Source organism: Caballeronia sp. A2-2 (genome assembly GCF_057612605.2).
In genome coordinates, this window is sequence record NZ_JBVFIR010000004.1 from 544,023 (window position 1) to 562,014 (window position 17,992).

The window sequence follows — 17,992 nt, forward strand, 5'->3', positions numbered from 1 at the left end:
GATGAGAACGCGATTTTTGCCAAGCGGGAGCGTTATGGCATGCTGAGAAGACCGATCAACCCGCGCGCGCCACACAAGCCATTGAGTCAGGAATCGAACGTCACCGGAGCCGAGCGTTTGCTGCTCGTGTTGAGCGCGCTCGCGCGTGAGGGCCGCGCCATGTCCGTCAAGGACATGCTCGCCGCGACGGGTCTTGCGCAAAGCACGCTGTATCGGCAAATCGCGCTGCTCAGACGCTGGGGCTTCGTCACGGAAGATGCGGGCTACTACGCACCGGGGCCGGTCAGCCTGCAACTCGCCATGAGTTTCGATGCAAACTCGCATCTGATCGAAGCGAGCCGCGAAAGCATGGCCGAACTCGCGCGCACGACGCGAGAAAGCGTCGGACTTGTCGCGGCGGTGAATGATCAGGTGATTTGTCTGGAGATGGTGGAAAGCACGTTCTCGCTGCGCTGCTCGTTCGAGAAAGGCCGCGCGGTGCCGCTCACCGCGGGTGCATCGGCGAAATCGCTGTTGGCCTTCATGTCCGATCAGGCGCGCCGCGATACGCTCGACCGACAGTTTCCCGGCGATGCCGAACCGCGCGCCGCGCTCGAAGCGGAACTTCAGCGCATCCGCAAACGCGGCCATGCGATCACCGAGAGCGAAGTCGATCCCGGCGTGTGGGGCGTGAGCGCGCCCGTGTTTCGCCGCGCGGGACGGGCGATGGCGGCGAGTGCATCGATCACCTTGATGGCGCCTTCTTCGCGCGCCGCCGGCCGCGAACGTCAGTTGACGGACTGGACCGTGCGCACCGCGCAGGCGATCTCCGCGAAGCTGCAAACTACCTAAGAGATGAGAGACGAATCGATGAATCCGCCAACCCGCGCCCTGTTCGCCGCGCATGCATTGTTGCCCGATGGCAGGCAGCGCGACGTCCTGCTCGAATGGAACGATGCAGCACGCTCACAAACGTCACGCGCAGACTGGATCGTGCTCGACCCGGCATCCGAATCTCGCGGAGCAAACGCCCGGCACGTGGCTCTCATCCACCGTATTCTGCGAACATGGCGATATACCCGTGCTCGATGTCCACGTCGGCGGCGAGCGCGTGGTGCATCGACGACGCCATCGCGACGAAACGCGCCTTTACGACGACTATCGCCGCGCGCTGCGGCATCTGCTTGCGCGCGCCTGAATTCAAGCCCTTCGGAAACAAGCTATGAGCGATCTTTTCACCCTGGAACGCGGCAATGCGCCGCTGCTGATCTCGATTCCTCACCTCGGCACGCAGATTCCCGAGTCCGTGCGCGACCGCTATACGGATATCGCCCTCACCGTCGCCGATACCGACTGGCATCTCGACCGTCTCTATGCGTTCGCGCAGACGCTCGGCGCGACCATCCTCGGTGCGCGCGTGTCGCGCTATGTGATCGATTTGAACCGGCCATCGAACGACGAAAGCCTGTATCCCGGACAGACGACGACCTCGCTCTGTCCGACGGAAACCTTTCGTGGCAAGCCGTTGTATCGCGAAGGATGCGTGCCGGATTTCAGCGAGCGCGAGCGCCGCGTGGCCGCTTACTGGCAGCCGTATCACGACGCGTTGCGTCTGGAGTTGCAGCGGCTGCGCGCGCAGCATGCCAATGTGCTGCTGTGGGAAGCGCACTCCATCGCGAGCGTGCTGCCGCGTTTTTTCGAAGGCAAATTGCCGGACCTGAACATCGGCACGCAGGACGGACGCACGGCGGCACCTCAAGTACAGGAAGCGGTGCTCAAGGCCGCATCCGCGAGTGCTTATACGTGGATCGCCAACGGACGCTACAAGGGCGGCTACAACACACGGCATTACGGCGCGCCACAGGACGGCGTGCACGCCGTTCAGCTTGAGATGTGCCAGTCCACTTACATGGACGAACACGCGCCGTTCGAATATCTGCCGGATGTCGCGAGAAACGTGGAGCCGGTGCTGCGGGACATGGTGAGCGGCGCGCTCGATGTGGTCATCGGCATGAACGCGTCCGCTCGCTGAAGTCCTTCTGCTGCTTTTTTGCTTCTACCGCGTGGCTTCGGGTTCAGGCAATCGCTTCGACCTGACGCATGCGCGGCAGAATGCGATCGAATTCACGCTTGACGATGCCGTAGCATTCGCACGCGTTGGCTTCGAGCGCCGCGCGGTCGAGCACCTTGATGCAACCACGGCTGTGATGGATCAGACCCGCGTCATGCAGCTTGCCCGCTGCTTCGGTCACGCCTTCGCGACGCACGCCGAGCATGTCCGCGATCATTTGCTGCGTGACGCGAAGTTGATCCGACGGGGTGCGGTCCGTCTGAATCAGGAGCCAGCGCGCCAGTTGCTTCGACAGCGAATGATGGCGGTTGCAGGCAGCCGTTTGCGCGACTTGCGTCAGCAGGGCTTGCATGTACAGCAGCATGATGCGGCGGAAGAAGTCCGAACGTCCGAAGTGCTCACGCAATGCACCCGCGCTGATGCGGTACGCCGTGCCTGCACACTGAACCTGAACGCGCGTCGGCATGGTGTCGCCGCCCGTCAGCACCGGCACGCCCGTCATGCCTTCGCGACCCACCGCCGCCACTTCCACCGAGCCGCCGTCTTCCATCGTGTGCAGCAGCGAGACGATGGCCGTCGTCGGGAAATACACGTGATGGATGCGCTGGCCCGAATCGCACAGCAGTTGCTCGGTGCGCAATTGAACGAGTTCGAGATGCGGTGCGATGGCTTGCCACTCGTGCGCCGGAAGCGCGCCCAACAGATGGTTGCCGTGCAAATCGGATTGGAGGGTCAACATGGTCTTCGCTCTTGTCTTTTCATGGCGCATCGCGCCGCTTTTTTTACTGGTTCGCAGCAGGCTTCGTGAAGGCATCTAGCGGCGTTCATCGAAACCTGCTGCAACCAGCCCCGTAGCAGGCATCACCGTCGTTGTGTTTGTGTTTCGCGGTGAAACCTTGCTTGGATGCTCTATAAGCGAGAGCCGTGCCAGGTCATGTCAGACCCAATGTTTGCAAGGGCACGTCCCCCGTGTGCCGTGGCGCACCAACCTGCCCCGTGCGAATTTGATTCAAACGTGAAAGGTCGGTGGATTGGTGTCCGTTCCGACTCCACGCTGAAGCACGACCGGTTTCTTCTGACCGAAAGCTTGTCCAGCAAGCGTTTCGTCGGTTTTGACAAGGTCTGGCCGTCCGCGCGGTCGGATTTTTCGCTGCATGAAAAGCTTTCTGCAGGCCTGTGCGAAAAACGTTGCAGCCGTGTTCATCGGTCTGACAGCAAACGGAGCGGTAATCGCGTTTAAACCGGCGGAAGGCCCGTTGCGCAAGGGCTTGCGGGCTTTCCACCGGGTTTTCATGGCGCTGGCGGAACGGCAGAAGGGGACCATCGAAAAATGTTGCATCGCGTACATCTTCGGTGGATCTACGCAGACGAATGGCGTCAGAGATGGCGCAAACTGCAGCAAATGTGGCCGATTCTGCTGTCGAATCTTCAGAACTAAGGTCAGTAATACCGTGTGATCGACCACATTCGGCATTTTTCGAAGCACCCAAAACCAAGTTCATGTACGACAAGAAGCCCGCTGCTGATCCGGCATTTCTTGCTTCTTCATACAATCAACCAAGCTAAATTTACCTAATCTTTCTAAAGCCCTCCATCGGGTTGCCGTAAAACAAACACGGCCCTGACCGGCCTATAACGCATTCACGACGAAGCGGCCCATCACCGTGCCCTTGGTCGATGAATGACGGCGAGCGCAAGCAGGCGCATTTCGTCACCGCACACAACATTGCCCACGGATAGCTGAGAGGTCCGTGATCCGAGCAACGCGGAAGACGATGCGAACGCTCGCCGACAACAACAATCGCTTCAGAAACCGAGAACTCACCATGCGCCTCATCAAGTATTTTCTGGCCGACTCGCGCGGCATCACCGCCATCGAATATGGACTGATCGCGGGCGTGCTCTCGCTTGGCATCATGACCGCCGTCACCGGCGTGGCCACTCAGATCACGTCCGTGTTCAACAGCATCAGCACGACGCTCAAGCACTGAGCGAATCTGGCTGCGGCTTTCGTCGTGTTGAACGCTATCTTCTTTGCGCTGGTCGCGCTGGGCGCGCTGGTCTTTGCCAGCATGCCCGCCGCCGTGGCGCCCCAGGCCGAACTTCCAGAAGAACCGGAAGACTGATGCGTATCGCTTGCTTGTACGTTCGTGCGGGACATTTCATTGCGCGCGTGTTAATGTAAATCCTCAGAATATTTCACCGACCGCCGGAAAAGACGGGAGAATCCCGCCCGGCGCCATGCCGCTCAAGACTCTGGTTCGGATATCGGCGCTGCACGCTTCGAGCGCCCGCTCAGCGTCATGAATGAAGCAGAAGAACACGAAACATTCGGCGCGGCGGAGCCTTTACCCAACCTCCCGCCGCTCGACTTCCGCGCGGCCCGCAAGCGGCTTTTCGCGGCGCTCGTCGCGTCCATCGTCATTCCGGTTGCGTTCTTCGGCCTCTATGGTTACTACACGTACGAACGGACGCTGACCGAAACCGGCGAATCGCTGCAAAGGCTCGTTCGGATCGTCGACGAACAGGCCAATACGGTCCTGAGCATCAACCGCGAACTGGTCTCGCGCGTCGAGACCATGCTGGGCGATCACACCGATGAAACCATCACGCGCAGCCAAAAAGCGCTGCACGATCAGCTCGAAAGCCTCGTGCAGAGTCATCCGCAGATCGCCGCGCTTTCCGTGCTCGATGCCCGTGGCCGCCTGATGGTGAGCAGCCGCTTCATGCCCGTGCCGGATGTGTCCATCGGCGACCGGGCGGATTTCATCGCCACGCGCGACACGCTCTCGCAGTTCCACGTCTCCATGCCGGAGCGCGGACGCGTGAACAACACCGACATCATCAACACGCTGGCGGCACGCGTGTCGAAGGACGGGCGCTTCATCGGCGCGATCTCGGTCGCGGTCAAGCGCGATTTCCTCATCGACTTCTATCGTGAGATGGCCGCGCACAATCCGGCGCTCACGCTGGCGCTGCATCGCGCGGATGGCGGCGTGCTGGCGCGTTATCCGGCGCTCGCCACACCGAATGCGCCCGCGCGCCATTCCGTGCTCGCCGATGCCTTCGCGACCGGCCGCGCGGCGGGCCTCGAACGCTATGTCTCGCCGCTCGACAACGACGAAAAGCTCGCCGCGTTTCGCCGCGTGGGCGCGTATCCCGTCTATGCAGCCGCAGGCTTTTCGATCGCCGATATCCGGCTGTCGTGGTGGCGGCGCGATGTCTCGATCGGTGCCATCGCGCTCATTCCATGCGTGGCGTTGTGGCTGCTCATTGTCTTTTCGCTCAAGCGCCTCAAGGCGGAAGAAGCGATGTGGCAAAGCTGGCGCGCCGAACTCGGACTGCGCCGGACGGCCGAAGCCGCCACGCGGCGCATGCAGCGCATGGGCGCGCTCGGCACGCTGGTGGCGAACGTCGCGCACGACTTCAACAATCTGCTGATGGTCGTCGGCTCCAACATGGAGATCGCGCGGCGCAAGGGCTTCAACGGGCTGGAGAAGGAAGTGACGGCGGTCGAGCGCGCGTCCGCCAATGCGCAGGCGCTCGCGCGGCGTCTGATGAGCGTCGCGCGCCGTCAGCCCTTGCGCATGCAGGTGACGCGGCTGGACCGCTGGATGGACGATGCCGATGCGCTGCTGCGCGCCGCCGTGGGCGACAAGGTGACGCTCGCCACGCGCGTCTCGGGCGCGACATGGCCGGTGCGCGTGGACATCACCGAACTGACGTCGGCGCTCATCAACATCGCCGTGAATGCGAAGGATGCGATGCCCAATGGCGGCAACTTCACCATCCATTGCGCGAACGTGCGTTATCCGGAAGCGCACGATGGTCTTGCGCCCGGCGAATACGTGGTCATTTCCTGCAAGGACAATGGCACCGGCATGCGGCCCGAAGTGGCCCGGCACGCGTTCGAGCCGCTTTTCACGACCAAGGGCGCCGGTGCGGGCGCAGGTCTCGGTCTCGCGCAAGTCCTCGCGATGGCCGAACAAGCCGCAGGCGATGCGCGCGCCGAATCCGCGTGGGGCCATGGCACGACCATCACCATCTATCTGCCGCACTGGAACGGCGAAATCGACGCGCTCACGGAAGCGCCGCCCGTCGCGAGCGAGCCGCGCGATGCGCCCTCGTCCACGGTGCTGCTGGTCGAAGACAACGAGGAAGTCGCGGCGGGTCTGTGCGCCGTGCTCGAAGTGCTCGGCTGGAAAGCGCAGCATGAAAGTTCCGGCGATGCCGCGCTGCAAGTGCTCGAAGCGGGCCACGAATTCGACCTCGTGCTCTCCGATATTCAGATGCCCGGCGCGTATGACGGCATCAAGCTCGCCGAATGGATCAAGTCGATGCGTCCGAGGCAGCCCGTCACGTTGATGACCGGTTACGCGGATCAGCTCGAACAAGCGCGCCGCACCGGTTTCGCGATTCTCGCCAAGCCATTCAATATCGACGATCTGAAAGCGTTGCTCGGCGGCTTGCCGATGCGGGGTGCAGGGCACGCGTGATTTGTTATGGCGTAGGACAATGCCTTCCCATGTGAAGACTGACCTCATGGGCGAAGCAAAAATGAACGACCCCTATTCCCTCCCCGCCGCGACGAACGCTGGCAGGCCGCATCTCCGCGCGCTGATTGCATCCGTTTCCGGCTATGCGATGGACGGCTTCGATCTCCTCATACTCGGCTTCATGCTGAGTCTGATTTCGGCGAATCTTGGGCTTACGTCCGCGCAGGCAGGTTCGCTCGTTACGTGGACGCTCGTTGGCGGCGTTGTCGGCGGTATGTTATTCGGCATCCTGAGCGATTATCTCGGACGCGTGCGTGTGCTTACGTACACCATCCTGCTGTTCGCCGTCTTCACCGGACTGTGCGCTTTCGCCACGGGCTATCACGACCTGCTCGTGTATCGCTTCGTGGCGGGGCTGGGATTGGGCGGTGAGTTCGGCATCGGCATGGCGCTCGCCATCGAGGCGTGGCCGGCAGATCAGCGTGGACGCGTGTCGTCGTATGTCGGCATGGGCTGGCAAGTCGGCGTGTTGATCGCCGCGCTCGTCACGCCGGTGCTGCTGCCGCATATCGGCTGGCGCGGCATGTTTCTGGTCGGGCTCGCGCCTGCTGTGCTGTCGTTTGTTATTAGAAAAGCCATCGGCGAGCCGGACATTTTCATCGAACGCGCGGTGAGAAAACACCATGAATTCCCGCTGAAAACGCTATTTCGCGATAGGGAGACCACGCGACGAAGCATCGGCATGATCGTGCTGTGCTCGGTGCAGAACTTCGGCTACTACGGCCTCATCATCTGGATGCCGGGTTATCTCACCAAGGCCTTCGGCTTCACGCTCGCGAAGTCCGCGACGTGGACGGCGGCATCGATAGTCGGGATGCTGGTCGGCATCTGGATCTTCGGGCAACTCGCGGATCGGATCGGCCGCAAGCCTACCTTCGTCGCGTATCAACTCGGTGCGCTGGTGATGGTCTTCGTCTATTCGCGCATGACGACGCCCGACGCGCTGCTGATCGGCGGCATGGTGATGGGGGTGTTCGTGAACGGCATGATTGGGGGCTATGGCGCGTTGATGGCCGAACTCTATCCGACGCATGCGCGTAGTACCGCGCAGAACGTGCTTTGGAGTATCGGGCGTGCGGTGGGCGGGTTTGGGCCGCTTGTCGTTGGTGCGGTTGCTAGTAAGCATTCTTTTGGTGTCGCGATTGCGGGGTTGGCGTGCGTTTATTTGCTTGATGTGATTGCCACTGTTGCGTTGATTCCTGAGCTTATGGGGGTGGAATTGGATTGAGGTTTTATTTGTTGGTGTTCGGGTTTATGTCGTGCAAGGGGCTGCTGGTTTTTGGGTCTTTATTGCAGTAGCCGCCTCCCCGGCGGGGGGGTAACTTTCTTTGCTGCTGCAAAGAAAGTCACCAAAGAAAGCAGCTTTTTACACCATGCACGATGGCTGGAGAGGGTTGGTCTGGATTAACGATGCAGTGGCCGCAATAGGGCGTCCCACGTTTCGTTAAGCGTGTGGGCAACCTAACGATCTCGCGCTCGAATCCTTGAATCTTAGTGGACCGCAGTCATTCTTTCGGCCATGCGCTGCGCGCGCCGAGAACGTAAGAACGGAATCCCGCAGCGTATCAGCGCCCAGCCACATCACACCGCATCGCACCTCTCCCATTGGGCCCAACCTTGGTAAGTGCTTCTGGACAAAGCACGCACACCAACGCAAGTCACCTTTTAGTCGGAGCACTAACCAAGGTAGGACCGAATAGCAATCTTGTGGGGAGCTTTGAGGTGGCTGGGCGCTAATAGGCTGCGGGATTCCGTTCTCAAGCTCTCGGCGCGCGCAGCGCATGGCCGAATGAATGAATGCGGTCCACTAAGCGTTGATTACTCAAGCGCGCAATCGCTAGGTTGCCTAAGTGGCAAGTTATACGTGGCAAGTCCTATTGCGGCCACTGCTTCCGTTAATCCAGACCAACCCTTTCCAGCCATCGTGCATGGGGTAAAAGGCTGCTTTCTTTGGTGACTTTCTTTGCAGCAGCAAAGAAAGTTACCCCCCCGCCGGGGAGGCGGCTACTGCAATAAAGACACAAACAAGAGAAGCCCCTTCCACGACAAAACGACAGCAAAAACAAAGCTCAAGTGCCACTATCTACGATTAACCCTCACCTCGTGCAAATCCCCTCCCGCGGATCGCAAAGCCCTTGCGCCAACCACCCACCCCCGAGATCGCCAAACAACGCCGCCGCATCAATCAACCGCGATTCCCGCACACTAAGCGCCGTTTCCTCATTGCTCAATTGCGTGGCCTGCGCGGTCGCAACCGTCGTGTAATCCACCGTCCCCGCCTGATACTCGTTCAACGCGACTTCCGCGCCGCGCCGCGCATCCGTCACAGCCTGATCGATGGCCGTCTGCTGCTGCGCAAGAATACGCAGGCCGGAGAGATCGTCCTCCACGTCTTGGAACGCCGTCAGCACGGTGCCGCGATAATTCGCGACCGCGGAATCGTAGGTGGCTTTCGCAGCATCCACCTCGGCGCTGCGTTCGCCTGCATCGAAAATGGTTTCGCTTGCGCTGCCGCCGAGTGACCAAACGTAGTTCGTGATATTCAGGAGTCCGGCAAGTGGCGATGCAGAAAATCCCGCGATTGCAGTGAGCGAAATAGTCGGATAGTACGCAGCAACCGCCACGCCGATGGCGGCGTTCTCCGCAGCCATGTCGCGCTCGGCGACCGCAATATCAGGCCTGCGCTCCAATAACGTGGATGGCACGCCCGCCGGTATCTCGGGCTGCGTGGGCAAAGTCGCGCCGCGTGCGATATCCAGCGCCTCGGGATTGCGTCCCACAAGCACCGCAATCGCATGCGCATACTTCGCGCGCGACACGCCCAGCGCAATGAGGCTCGACTGCGCCGTCTCGAGCTGAGTCTTCGCAGTAATGAGATCGGATGGCGCGATGGTGCCCGCATCGGACTGATTCTGCGTCACGCGCAAGGACTCCGTGTATGCCTTCACGGTGCGCTCGAACAAATCGATGTTGGCATCGACCACGCGCAGATCGATCACGGCTTGCGCGAGCGCAACTTGTTCGGTGAGCGTAGCATTCGCGAGCGTTGCTTCGCTGGCCTGTGCCGTGGCGGCTCTTTCTTCCACCGTGCGACGCACCTTGCCCCAGAAGTCCGGCGCCCAGTCCACTTCCCCTTCGAGCGATGCCGAATTGCTCACCGTGCGACGGTTCGTGAACGCGCTGGTGGTCGAACTCGTTCCCGCGCGCTGCCGCGTGCCGCTGCCCGTCACGCCGATGGTCGGAAACAGCGTGGCCCGCGCTTCCCGCACCTCGGCCAGCGCCTCGCGATAATTGGCCTCACTCTGGCGCACGGTCTGGTTCGATACGGCCACTTGCGGTTCTAAATCGTTCAGCAACGGATCGTTGAACGCGGTCCACCAGTCACCTTTCGGCAAAGCATCGGCATTCGGCTGCGCGGAGGTCCAGCCATCGAGTTCCTTCCACGTGGCAGGCACCGAAACCAGCGGACGATGATAATCCGGTCCGACGGCGCATCCCGCCATGACGAGCGTGAGAACGTTGAGCGCAAGCATGCGCGCGAGGGGTGTGGTCTTCATCGTGCGGCCTCGGACGCGGGGCGCCGGTTCCACGGCAGCCGTTGGGACCAGCGCGCGATGCGTGCGCGCACGCGGTCCAGATAGAGATAGATCACAGGCGTCGTGTAAAGCGTGAACACCTGACTGAGAATGAGCCCGCCGATCACGGTCACGCCGAGCGGTTGACGCAGCGTCGCGCCCTGCCCGATGCCTATCGCAAGCGGCACCGCGCCGAGCACGGCGGCAAGCGTGGTCATGAGAATCGGGCGTAGCCGCACGACCGCCGCATCGTGAATGGCGATGCGCGCTTCCACGCCTTCGTGGCGTTGCAATTGAATCGCGACATCGACCATCATGATGCCGTTCTTCTTCACGATACCGATCAACAAAATAATGCCGATCATCGCAATGACAGAAAACGGCGTGCCGAAGATAAGCAGCGCGAGCGTCGCGCCGATGCCTGCGGACGGCAGCGTCGAAAGAATCGTGATGGGGTGAATGGTGTTCTCGTACAGGATGCCGAGCACGAGATACACCACGCCGAGCGCCGCCGCGATCAGCAAGGGCACCGCGCCCATCGACTGCGAATAGGCCTGCGCCGCGCCCGCAAACGCACCATGAATGGATGCGGGCATGCCGATTTCTTCGCTTGCTTGTTGAATGGCCTGACCGGCAGCGGACAACGAGCCGTTGGTAGGCAAGTTGAACGACAGCGTAGCCGCGACCAGTCCGCCTTGATGGTTCACTTGCGTGGCCGTGTGGCTCGTGGAGAAGCTCGCCAACGCCTGCAACGGCACCATCGTTTCAGCGGACGTGCTGTCCGCGCTGCCGCTCGATGCACCGCCCTTCGAATTCGAAATGCTGTTGGTCGTGGTATTTGCTTCGGCATCCGTATTACTTGAATTCGTGGACGACGCGCTGCCGGACGCAACCGTCACGGCTGAAGCCGCCGTCACGCCGCTGACCGTGCTTTTCATCATCTGCGTCTGCGCGGTGCCATTCGCGTTGCCCGCCGCCGTCGAGAGATACAGACGATCAAGCTGCTGCGGATATTGCCAGTACGCGGGTGCAACTTCCATCACCACCGCGTATTGATTAAGGGCGTTATAAATAGTCGAGACCGTGCGCTGGCCGAGCGCATCGTAAAGCACGTTGTCCACCTGATTCGGGTCGAAGCCGTAACGCTTGGCCGTTTCGCGATGAATCTGCACCATCGTTTGCAGGCCGTTCTGTTGCAGGTCCGAATTCACATCGACGAGTTGCGCGCGATGTTTGGACAGCGCTTCGACGAGTTTGGGCGTCCATTTATAGAGTTGGTCGGCATCGTCAGCGGTGAGCGTGTATTGATATTCCGCCGCCGATTGCCGTCCGCCGACGCGCAAGTCCTGCTGCGCGATCAGAAAGAGCCGCGCGCCCGACACGGCTTCGAGTTTCGAACGCAAGCGGTTGACCACTTGTTGCGCGGACACATGCCGTTCGCTGAGCGGCTTGAGCGCGATGAAGTCCTGCGCGGTGTTGAGCGCGCGGCCGCCCGTGAAACCCGCAACTGACTGCACCGCCGGATCTTTCTGCACGATGGCCTGCAATTGCGCGAGCTTTTTCTTCATCGCCGGGAAAGAGATGCTTTGATCCGCGATGATTTGCCCCATCAACGTGCCGTTGTCCTGTTCGGGAAAGAACGTGGACGGCACATAACGAAACAGCACGACATTCGCAACGATCAGCCCGATCAGAATCAGCACCACCAATAGCGAGTGATCGAGCACGGCCGTCAGCGAGCGCGAATACGCGTTCGTGAAGCGCTCGAACTGTACATCGATCCAACGCGGCTTCTGCTGCTTTTCGTTCGGATCGCGAAGTACGTAGGCGCACATCGCAGGTGTAATGGTGAGCGACACGACGAGCGAGATGAGGATCGCAATCGACAGCGTGACCGCGAACTCATGAAACAACAATCCGACGATGCCGGGCATCAGCAGAATAGGCAGAAACACGGCGATCAACGAGAGGCTCATGGACAGCACCGTGAACGCGACTTCGCTGCTGCCCTGCAACGCGGCTTCGTGCGGCGGCATCCCCGCTTCGATATGACGCATGACGTTTTCAAGCACGACCACGGCATCGTCCACGACGAAGCCGGTGCCGATGGTCAGCGCCATCAGTGAAAGATTGTCGATGCTGTAGCCGAGCAGGTACATCGGACCGAATGTGCCGATGATGGAAAGCGGCAACGCCACCGCAGGAATGAGCGCGGAACGCGGCGAGCGCAGGAACACGAATACCACGCCCACCACGAGCAACACCGCTATGAACAACGTGCGCCCCGTATCGCCCACCGATGCGCGCACCGACTGCGAATGATCCACCGCAACGTGAACCTTCACATCCCCGGGCAAGGTCGCTTCGATGGACGGCAACACGCTGCGTATCTGATCCACCGTCTTCACGATGTTCCCGCCCGGCTGCGGAAACACGATCACCAATACCGCTGCCTTGCCGTTATAAAGCCCTGCATTGCGGATGCTTTCGTTCGAGTCCACCACATCGGCCACGTCGCGCAGCATGACCGGCGCATTGTTGCGATAGGCGATCACGAGATCGCGATAAGGCGCGGCCTTCGATATCTGATCGTTCGACAGCACTTCGAAGCGCTCGCCGTTTTGATCGATATGTCCTTTCGCACTGTCCGCGTTCGCCGCGCTCAACGATGCGCGCACATCTTCCAGCCCGATGCCGTAGCTGTTCAGCTTGCCCGGCTGCAATTCCACGCGCACCGCAGGCAACGCGCCGCCGCCCACGGTAATCTGCCCGACGCCATTGATCTGCGAAAGTTGTTGTTGGATAACGGAATCGGCGGAATCGTATAGCTGCGCCGTGGTGAGTGTGTCGGACGTAAGCGCCAATACCGCGAGCGGCGCTTCGGCGGGATTGTACTGACGATAGGTAGGACTGCTGCGCAATGTGGTTGGAAGATCGGCACGCGCGGCCTGAATCGCAGCTTCGACATCGCGCGCGGCACCATTGATGTCGCGCGTCAGGCCAAATTGAATCACGATCATCGATGTGCCGACCGAATTGATCGATGTGAGTTCGTTCACATCCGCGATGGTGCCGAGGCGTTTTTCCAGCGGTTCGGCGACAGTCGAGGCCATTGTTTCGGGGCTTGCGCCTGCCATCATCGCTTGCACGACGATGACGGGAAAGGCCGTGTTCGGCAGCGGTCCGACCGGCAAGCGAAACACCGCAAGCAAGCCCGACAACGCGATCGCAAACGCCAGCAACGTGGTCGCGACAGGCCGCTTGATAAAGATCGCCGATGGGTTCATCACGGCGCACCTTCGCTGGCCGCATCCGGTGCATTCGCCGCACGACGCGCACGCACGCGCTGCGCCACGCGATCGAACGCGAGATAGATCACGGGCGTCGTGAACAGCGTAAGCACCTGACTCACCGTGAGACCACCGATGATCGCAAGCCCCAGCGGACGCCGCAATTCAGAACCCGTGCCGGTGCCGATCAACATCGGCAGCGCGCCGAGCATGGCGGCGAACGTGGTCATCAGAATGGGCCGCAGCCGCAGCAGCGATGCCTCGAATATCGCTTCACGCGGCGGCTTGCCGTGCTCGCGTTCGGCTTCGAGCGCGAAGTCCACCATCATGATCGCGTTCTTCTTCACGATGCCGATCAACAGCACGATCCCGATGATGCCGATCACGTCCAGATCGCTTCCCGCGATCATCAACGCGAGCAACGCGCCGATGCCGGCGGATGGCAGCGTCGAAAGAATCGTCACCGGATGAATGAAGCTTTCATACAGCACGCCAAGCACGATATACACCGCAATCAGCGCCGCGACGAGCAGATAGACTTCGCTCGACAACGAATCTTCGAACGCCTGCGCCGCGCCTTCGAACGACGCGCTGATCGATGCAGGCATGGCCAGCGAATCTTCCGCCGCGCGAATCTGCTTCACCGCCGTGCTCAACGATGCGCCCGCCGCAAGATTGAACGAAACAGTCGCCGCCGGAAACTGCGCCAACCGGCTGATGACGAGCGGCGCCTGCGTGATACGCAACGTCGCGATCTGACGCAACGGCACTTGTCCCGTGGTGCCGGTTTGCGTCGGCAGATAGAGATCGCCGAGCGATTGAATGGTCGTCATGGATTCGGGCTTGGCCACCAGAATCACGCGATGCTGGTCCGACTGCTGAAAGATGGTCGATACGATACGCTGGCCGAGTGCATCGTAAAGCGCATTGTCGATGGTCGCGGGCGTGATGCCGTAACGCGCGGCGAGTTGGCGGTTCACATCGACCTGAATGCCGGGACCGTAGGAATCCAGATCACTTGTGACGTCGGTGAGATCGCCGAGCGCTTTCATCTTCGTCACAAGCGCAGGCACGTAGCGTTCGAGCACTTGCTGACTCGGTCCGCGCAACGTGAGCTTGTACGCGTTCGGCGAGACCGAAGTATCGAGCGTCAAATCCTGTTCGGGCCGCGCATAGAGTTTGATGCCTGCCACGTTCGAGGTTTCTTCGGAAAGCCTGCGCGAGACTTCCGCCGCACTCGATGAGCGTTGATCGCGGTCCTTCAGGTTGATGAGAAAGCGCCCGTTGTTCAGCGTCGAATTCGTCCCGTCGATGCCGATATACGAGGTCATCGATACAACGTCCGGGTCTTTAAGGATCGCGTCCGCCAGCGCTTCCTGACGCGTGGACATGGCCGCATACGAGACCGCCTTGTCCGCCACGCTGATACCTTCGATCACGCCTACATCCTGCGTCGGAAAGAGTCCCTTCGGAATGACGATGTACATCACCACCGTGAGCGCCACCGTGATGAGCGCGACAATCAGCGTCAACATCTGATGATCGAGCACCCAGCGTAATCCGCGCTCGTAGGCGTTTTGCGTGTTGTCGAAGAGACGCTCGCTCACGCGCTCGAAACGGCTGGGCTTGCGTTGTTCTTGCGCGCGGAGAATGCGCGCGCACATCATCGGCACGACGGTAAGGGACACCACGGCGGATATCACGATCGTGACGGCGAGCGTCACCGCGAATTCGCTGAACAAGCGTCCGATCACGCCGCCCATGAATAACAACGGAATGAGCACCGCGATCAGCGAGAGCGTGAGCGACAGAATGGTGAAGCCGATTTGCCCCGCGCCCGCGAGCGCCGCATCGAGTGGCTTCATGCCTTCTTCAAGATAACGCACGACGTTTTCGATCATCACGATGGAGTCATCCACCACGAAGCCCGTCGCGATGATGAGCGCCATCAGCGAGAGATTGTCGATCGAGTAATGCAGTTCGTACATGACGGCGAGCGTGCCGACGAGCGACACCGGCACCGAGATGCTCGGCACGATGGTGGCGGGCACATTGCGCAGGAATACGAAGATAACCGCGACGACGAGCAACACCGCGAGCACGAGTTCCCACGCGGCATCGCGCACGGAAGCGCGGATCACGCCCGTGCTGTCGGACACCACGCTCACCTGCATGCCCGCAGGCAGGGCCGCTTCGAGCGTCGGCAGTTCCTTGCGAATCTGATTGACGGTTGCGATCACGTTCGCGCCCGGCTGACGCTGCACGTTCAGCACGATGGCGGGCGTGCGGCCGCTCCATGCGCCGCGCTCCAAGTCCTGCGCGCCGCTGGTGGCGCGCGCAACATCGCGCAGATAGACCGGCGACCCGTTCTGATACGCGATGACGGTATTCAGATAGTCCGCGGGATCGGTGATCTGATCGTTCGAATTGACCGTGTAGTCCAGTTCCGGGCCGTCGAAATTTCCCTTAGGTTGACTAACGTTGACGTTCGCCAGCAGCGTGCGCAGATCGTCGATATTCAGGTTGTAGGCCGCGAGTTTGCGCGGGTCGGCTTCCACGCGCACGGCGGGGACGTTGCCGCCCGCAGCGGTCACCAGACCCACGCCCGGCACTTCCGAAATCTTGGTTGCGAGGCGGTTGTTCGCCACGTCCTGCAACTGCGTGAGCGACATCGACTTCGAAGTGATGGCGAGTGTCATGATCGGCTGATCGGCCGGATTGACCTTCGCGTAAGTGGGCGGCGCGGGGAGACCCGTCGGCAAATAGCTGTTGGCCGCGTTGATGGCCTGCTGCACGTCCTGCTCGGCAACATCCAGACTCAGCGACAGGTCGAATTGCAAGGTGATGACGGACGCGCCTTCCGAGCTATACGAAATCATCTGCTGCACGCCGGGAATCTCGCCCAGTTGCACTTCGAGCGGCGCGGTGACGGTGGTCGCCATGACATCGGGACTCGCGCCGGGATAGAAGGTCTGCACCTGAATGGTCGGATAATCGACATCCGGTAATGAGGATACCGGAAGAAAATGCATGGCGACGAAGCCGACCAGCACCATTGCGATCATCAGCAAGGATGTCGCAACGGGCCGCAGAATAAACGGGCGGGACAGATTCATGAGGCGCTGGCCGCGGATGCAGGTGACGCACGCCCCGTTGATACGCGTATCTTCGCGCCATCGCTCAGACGGTCCATGCCGTCGGTCACGACCGTCGCACTCGCCGGGAGTCCCGAGGTGATGACGGTATGCGCGCCATCGCTCGCGCCGAGCGTGACCTTGTTCACCGAGACCGTGTTATCCGCATTCACGCGGTAGACGAAATTGCCCGGCGCGCCGCTCTGCACCGCTGGCGTAGGCACCAGCAACGCGCCATGCAAGGTATCCACCAGCAGCTTCACATTGACGAATTCATTCGGAAACAGCACGTTCTTTTCATTATCGAAAGTAGCGCGCAAGGTGACCGTGCCCGTGCTCGTCGTGATCTGATTGCCGATAGCGTATAGCGTGCCGGTGCCGAGTTGCTTCGTGTTGTCGCTGCTCATGGCGGTGACCGTAAGCTTCGCGCCGCTCTGGAAGCGGTCGAGGATCTTGCCGAGCGAATCCTGCGGCACGGTAAATTCCACCGTGGTGGGTTGCATCGACGTGATGACGGCAATGCCCGGATCGCTCGATGCCGTCACGTAGTTGCCCGGATCGACCAGACGCAAGCCCACGCGTCCCGACACCGGCGCCACGATGCGGCAATACGTGAGATCAAGTTCGAACTGCTTGATATTCGCGAGATCGACCTGCACCGCCGCTTCGTCCTGCTGCACGGTGAACTGCTGATCGGCGAAGGTCTGCTCGGCAATCGACTTCTGCTCGTTCAGACGTCGATAGCGCGCGAGGTCCGCGCGTGCCTGCGCAAGCGATGCACGATCCTTCGCGAGCGATGCCTGCGCTTGCTCCTTATCGATTTCATATTGACGCGGATCGATCTGCGCGAGGAATTGCCCTTTGACGACATCCTGTCCTTCGCGATAGCCCACGGACGTGAGATAGCCGCTCAGTTGCGGCAAGACCGTCACCGTCGAGATAGGCGTTACCGTGCCGAGCGCGTTGAGCGTTTCAGGCATGTCGCCATTGATCGCTTTCGCCACGCTGATGACTTGCGCGGGCGTGGCGCGCGCAGGCGGCTTTCGATGAATCAAACGCAGCACCAGAAGCACGATCGCCGCAATGATGATGATCGCAATCAACAGACGCAGCCAACGGCGAGTCGGCGGCGATTGAGGCGTCGCCACGTCGCTCATGCTGGCCTCACGGAATGATGCGCCCGTGCCTTGTTGCACCGGACGCGATATTGAACACAGCGTGACATGCCTTTCTCCTCTTCGACGGCAGGATGGATCCGTGATTCACGCGAGAGGCGCAATGCCGACAATAACCGAGCCCGCGAAAGCGCGAGTTACGAAAATGCCGTGCGGTAACTATTAAAGGCGTCGGTGTAAGCCGTATCTTTACAACTGCTTCAACGGCTTCG

General features: G+C 60.9%; 11 protein-coding genes and 1 pseudogene. 6 read left to right on the top strand and 6 right to left on the bottom strand.

Annotated features, from left to right (window positions below; all coding sequences use genetic code 11):
• Positions 1–39 precede the first annotated feature (39 nt).
• The 3 genes and pseudogenes from ACZCWR_RS33505 (at position 40) to hutG (ending at position 2,011) form a co-directional block, all read left to right on the top strand.
• Complete coding sequence (locus tag ACZCWR_RS33505) at positions 40–831, top strand: IclR family transcriptional regulator (protein WP_487306379.1); 792 nt, start codon at positions 40–42, stop codon at positions 829–831.
• 126 nt (positions 832–957) lie between these two features.
• A pseudogene (locus tag ACZCWR_RS33510) lies at positions 958–1,177 on the top strand (formimidoylglutamate deiminase); the annotation flags it as partial.
• 24 nt (positions 1,178–1,201) lie between these two features.
• Positions 1,202–2,011 carry an N-formylglutamate deformylase gene (gene hutG, locus ACZCWR_RS33515; protein ID WP_487306380.1) on the top strand — a complete coding sequence of 270 codons (810 nt, stop codon included), beginning with the start codon at positions 1,202–1,204 and terminating at the stop codon, positions 2,009–2,011.
• Positions 2,012–2,054: 43 nt separating this feature from the next.
• On the opposite strand, the gene ACZCWR_RS33520 is transcribed toward hutG, so the two are convergent.
• On the bottom strand, positions 2,055–2,789 hold the full coding sequence (locus tag ACZCWR_RS33520; protein ID WP_487306381.1) for a Crp/Fnr family transcriptional regulator: 735 nt from the start codon (positions 2,787–2,789) through the stop codon (positions 2,055–2,057).
• A 270-nt stretch (positions 2,790–3,059) separates the two neighbouring features.
• Positions 3,060–3,524, bottom strand: a complete 465-nt coding sequence (locus tag ACZCWR_RS33525; protein ID WP_487306382.1) for a hypothetical protein — start codon at positions 3,522–3,524, stop codon at positions 3,060–3,062.
• Between the two features lie 301 nt (positions 3,525–3,825).
• Between ACZCWR_RS33525 and ACZCWR_RS33530 the strand changes: the two genes are divergently transcribed.
• The 3 genes from ACZCWR_RS33530 to ACZCWR_RS33540 all read left to right on the top strand — a co-directional run bounded on the left by ACZCWR_RS33530 (position 3,826) and on the right by ACZCWR_RS33540 (position 7,834).
• Entirely contained in the window at positions 3,826–4,041 is a 216-nt protein-coding gene (locus ACZCWR_RS33530) for a Flp family type IVb pilin (protein ID WP_487306383.1), read from the top strand.
• Positions 4,042–4,353: 312 nt separating this feature from the next.
• On the top strand, positions 4,354–6,546 hold the full coding sequence (locus tag ACZCWR_RS33535; protein ID WP_487306384.1) for a hybrid sensor histidine kinase/response regulator: 2,193 nt from the start codon (positions 4,354–4,356) through the stop codon (positions 6,544–6,546).
• Positions 6,547–6,607: 61 nt separating this feature from the next.
• Positions 6,608–7,834, top strand: a complete 1,227-nt coding sequence (locus tag ACZCWR_RS33540) for an MFS transporter (protein WP_487306385.1) — start codon at positions 6,608–6,610, stop codon at positions 7,832–7,834.
• An 868-nt stretch (positions 7,835–8,702) separates the two neighbouring features.
• Here the strand turns inward: ACZCWR_RS33540 and ACZCWR_RS33545 are convergent.
• The 4 genes from ACZCWR_RS33545 to ACZCWR_RS33560 are packed head-to-tail and all read right to left on the bottom strand — an operon-like array spanning position 8,703 to position 17,762.
• Complete coding sequence (locus ACZCWR_RS33545; RefSeq protein ID WP_487306386.1) at positions 8,703–10,163, bottom strand: efflux transporter outer membrane subunit; 1,461 nt, start codon at positions 10,161–10,163, stop codon at positions 8,703–8,705.
• Entirely contained in the window at positions 10,160–13,468 is a 3,309-nt protein-coding gene (locus ACZCWR_RS33550; protein WP_487306387.1) for an efflux RND transporter permease subunit, read from the bottom strand. The genes ACZCWR_RS33545 and ACZCWR_RS33550 overlap by 4 nt, the downstream gene beginning before the upstream one ends.
• A complete protein-coding gene (locus tag ACZCWR_RS33555) occupies positions 13,468–16,587 on the bottom strand; it encodes an efflux RND transporter permease subunit (protein ID WP_487306388.1) in 3,120 nt (1,039 codons plus the stop codon). Before ACZCWR_RS33555 ends, ACZCWR_RS33550 begins: the two co-directional genes overlap by 1 nt.
• Entirely contained in the window at positions 16,584–17,762 is a 1,179-nt protein-coding gene (locus ACZCWR_RS33560) for an efflux RND transporter periplasmic adaptor subunit (RefSeq protein WP_487306389.1), read from the bottom strand. Before ACZCWR_RS33560 ends, ACZCWR_RS33555 begins: the two co-directional genes overlap by 4 nt.
• Positions 17,763–17,992: the final 230 nt, after the last annotated feature.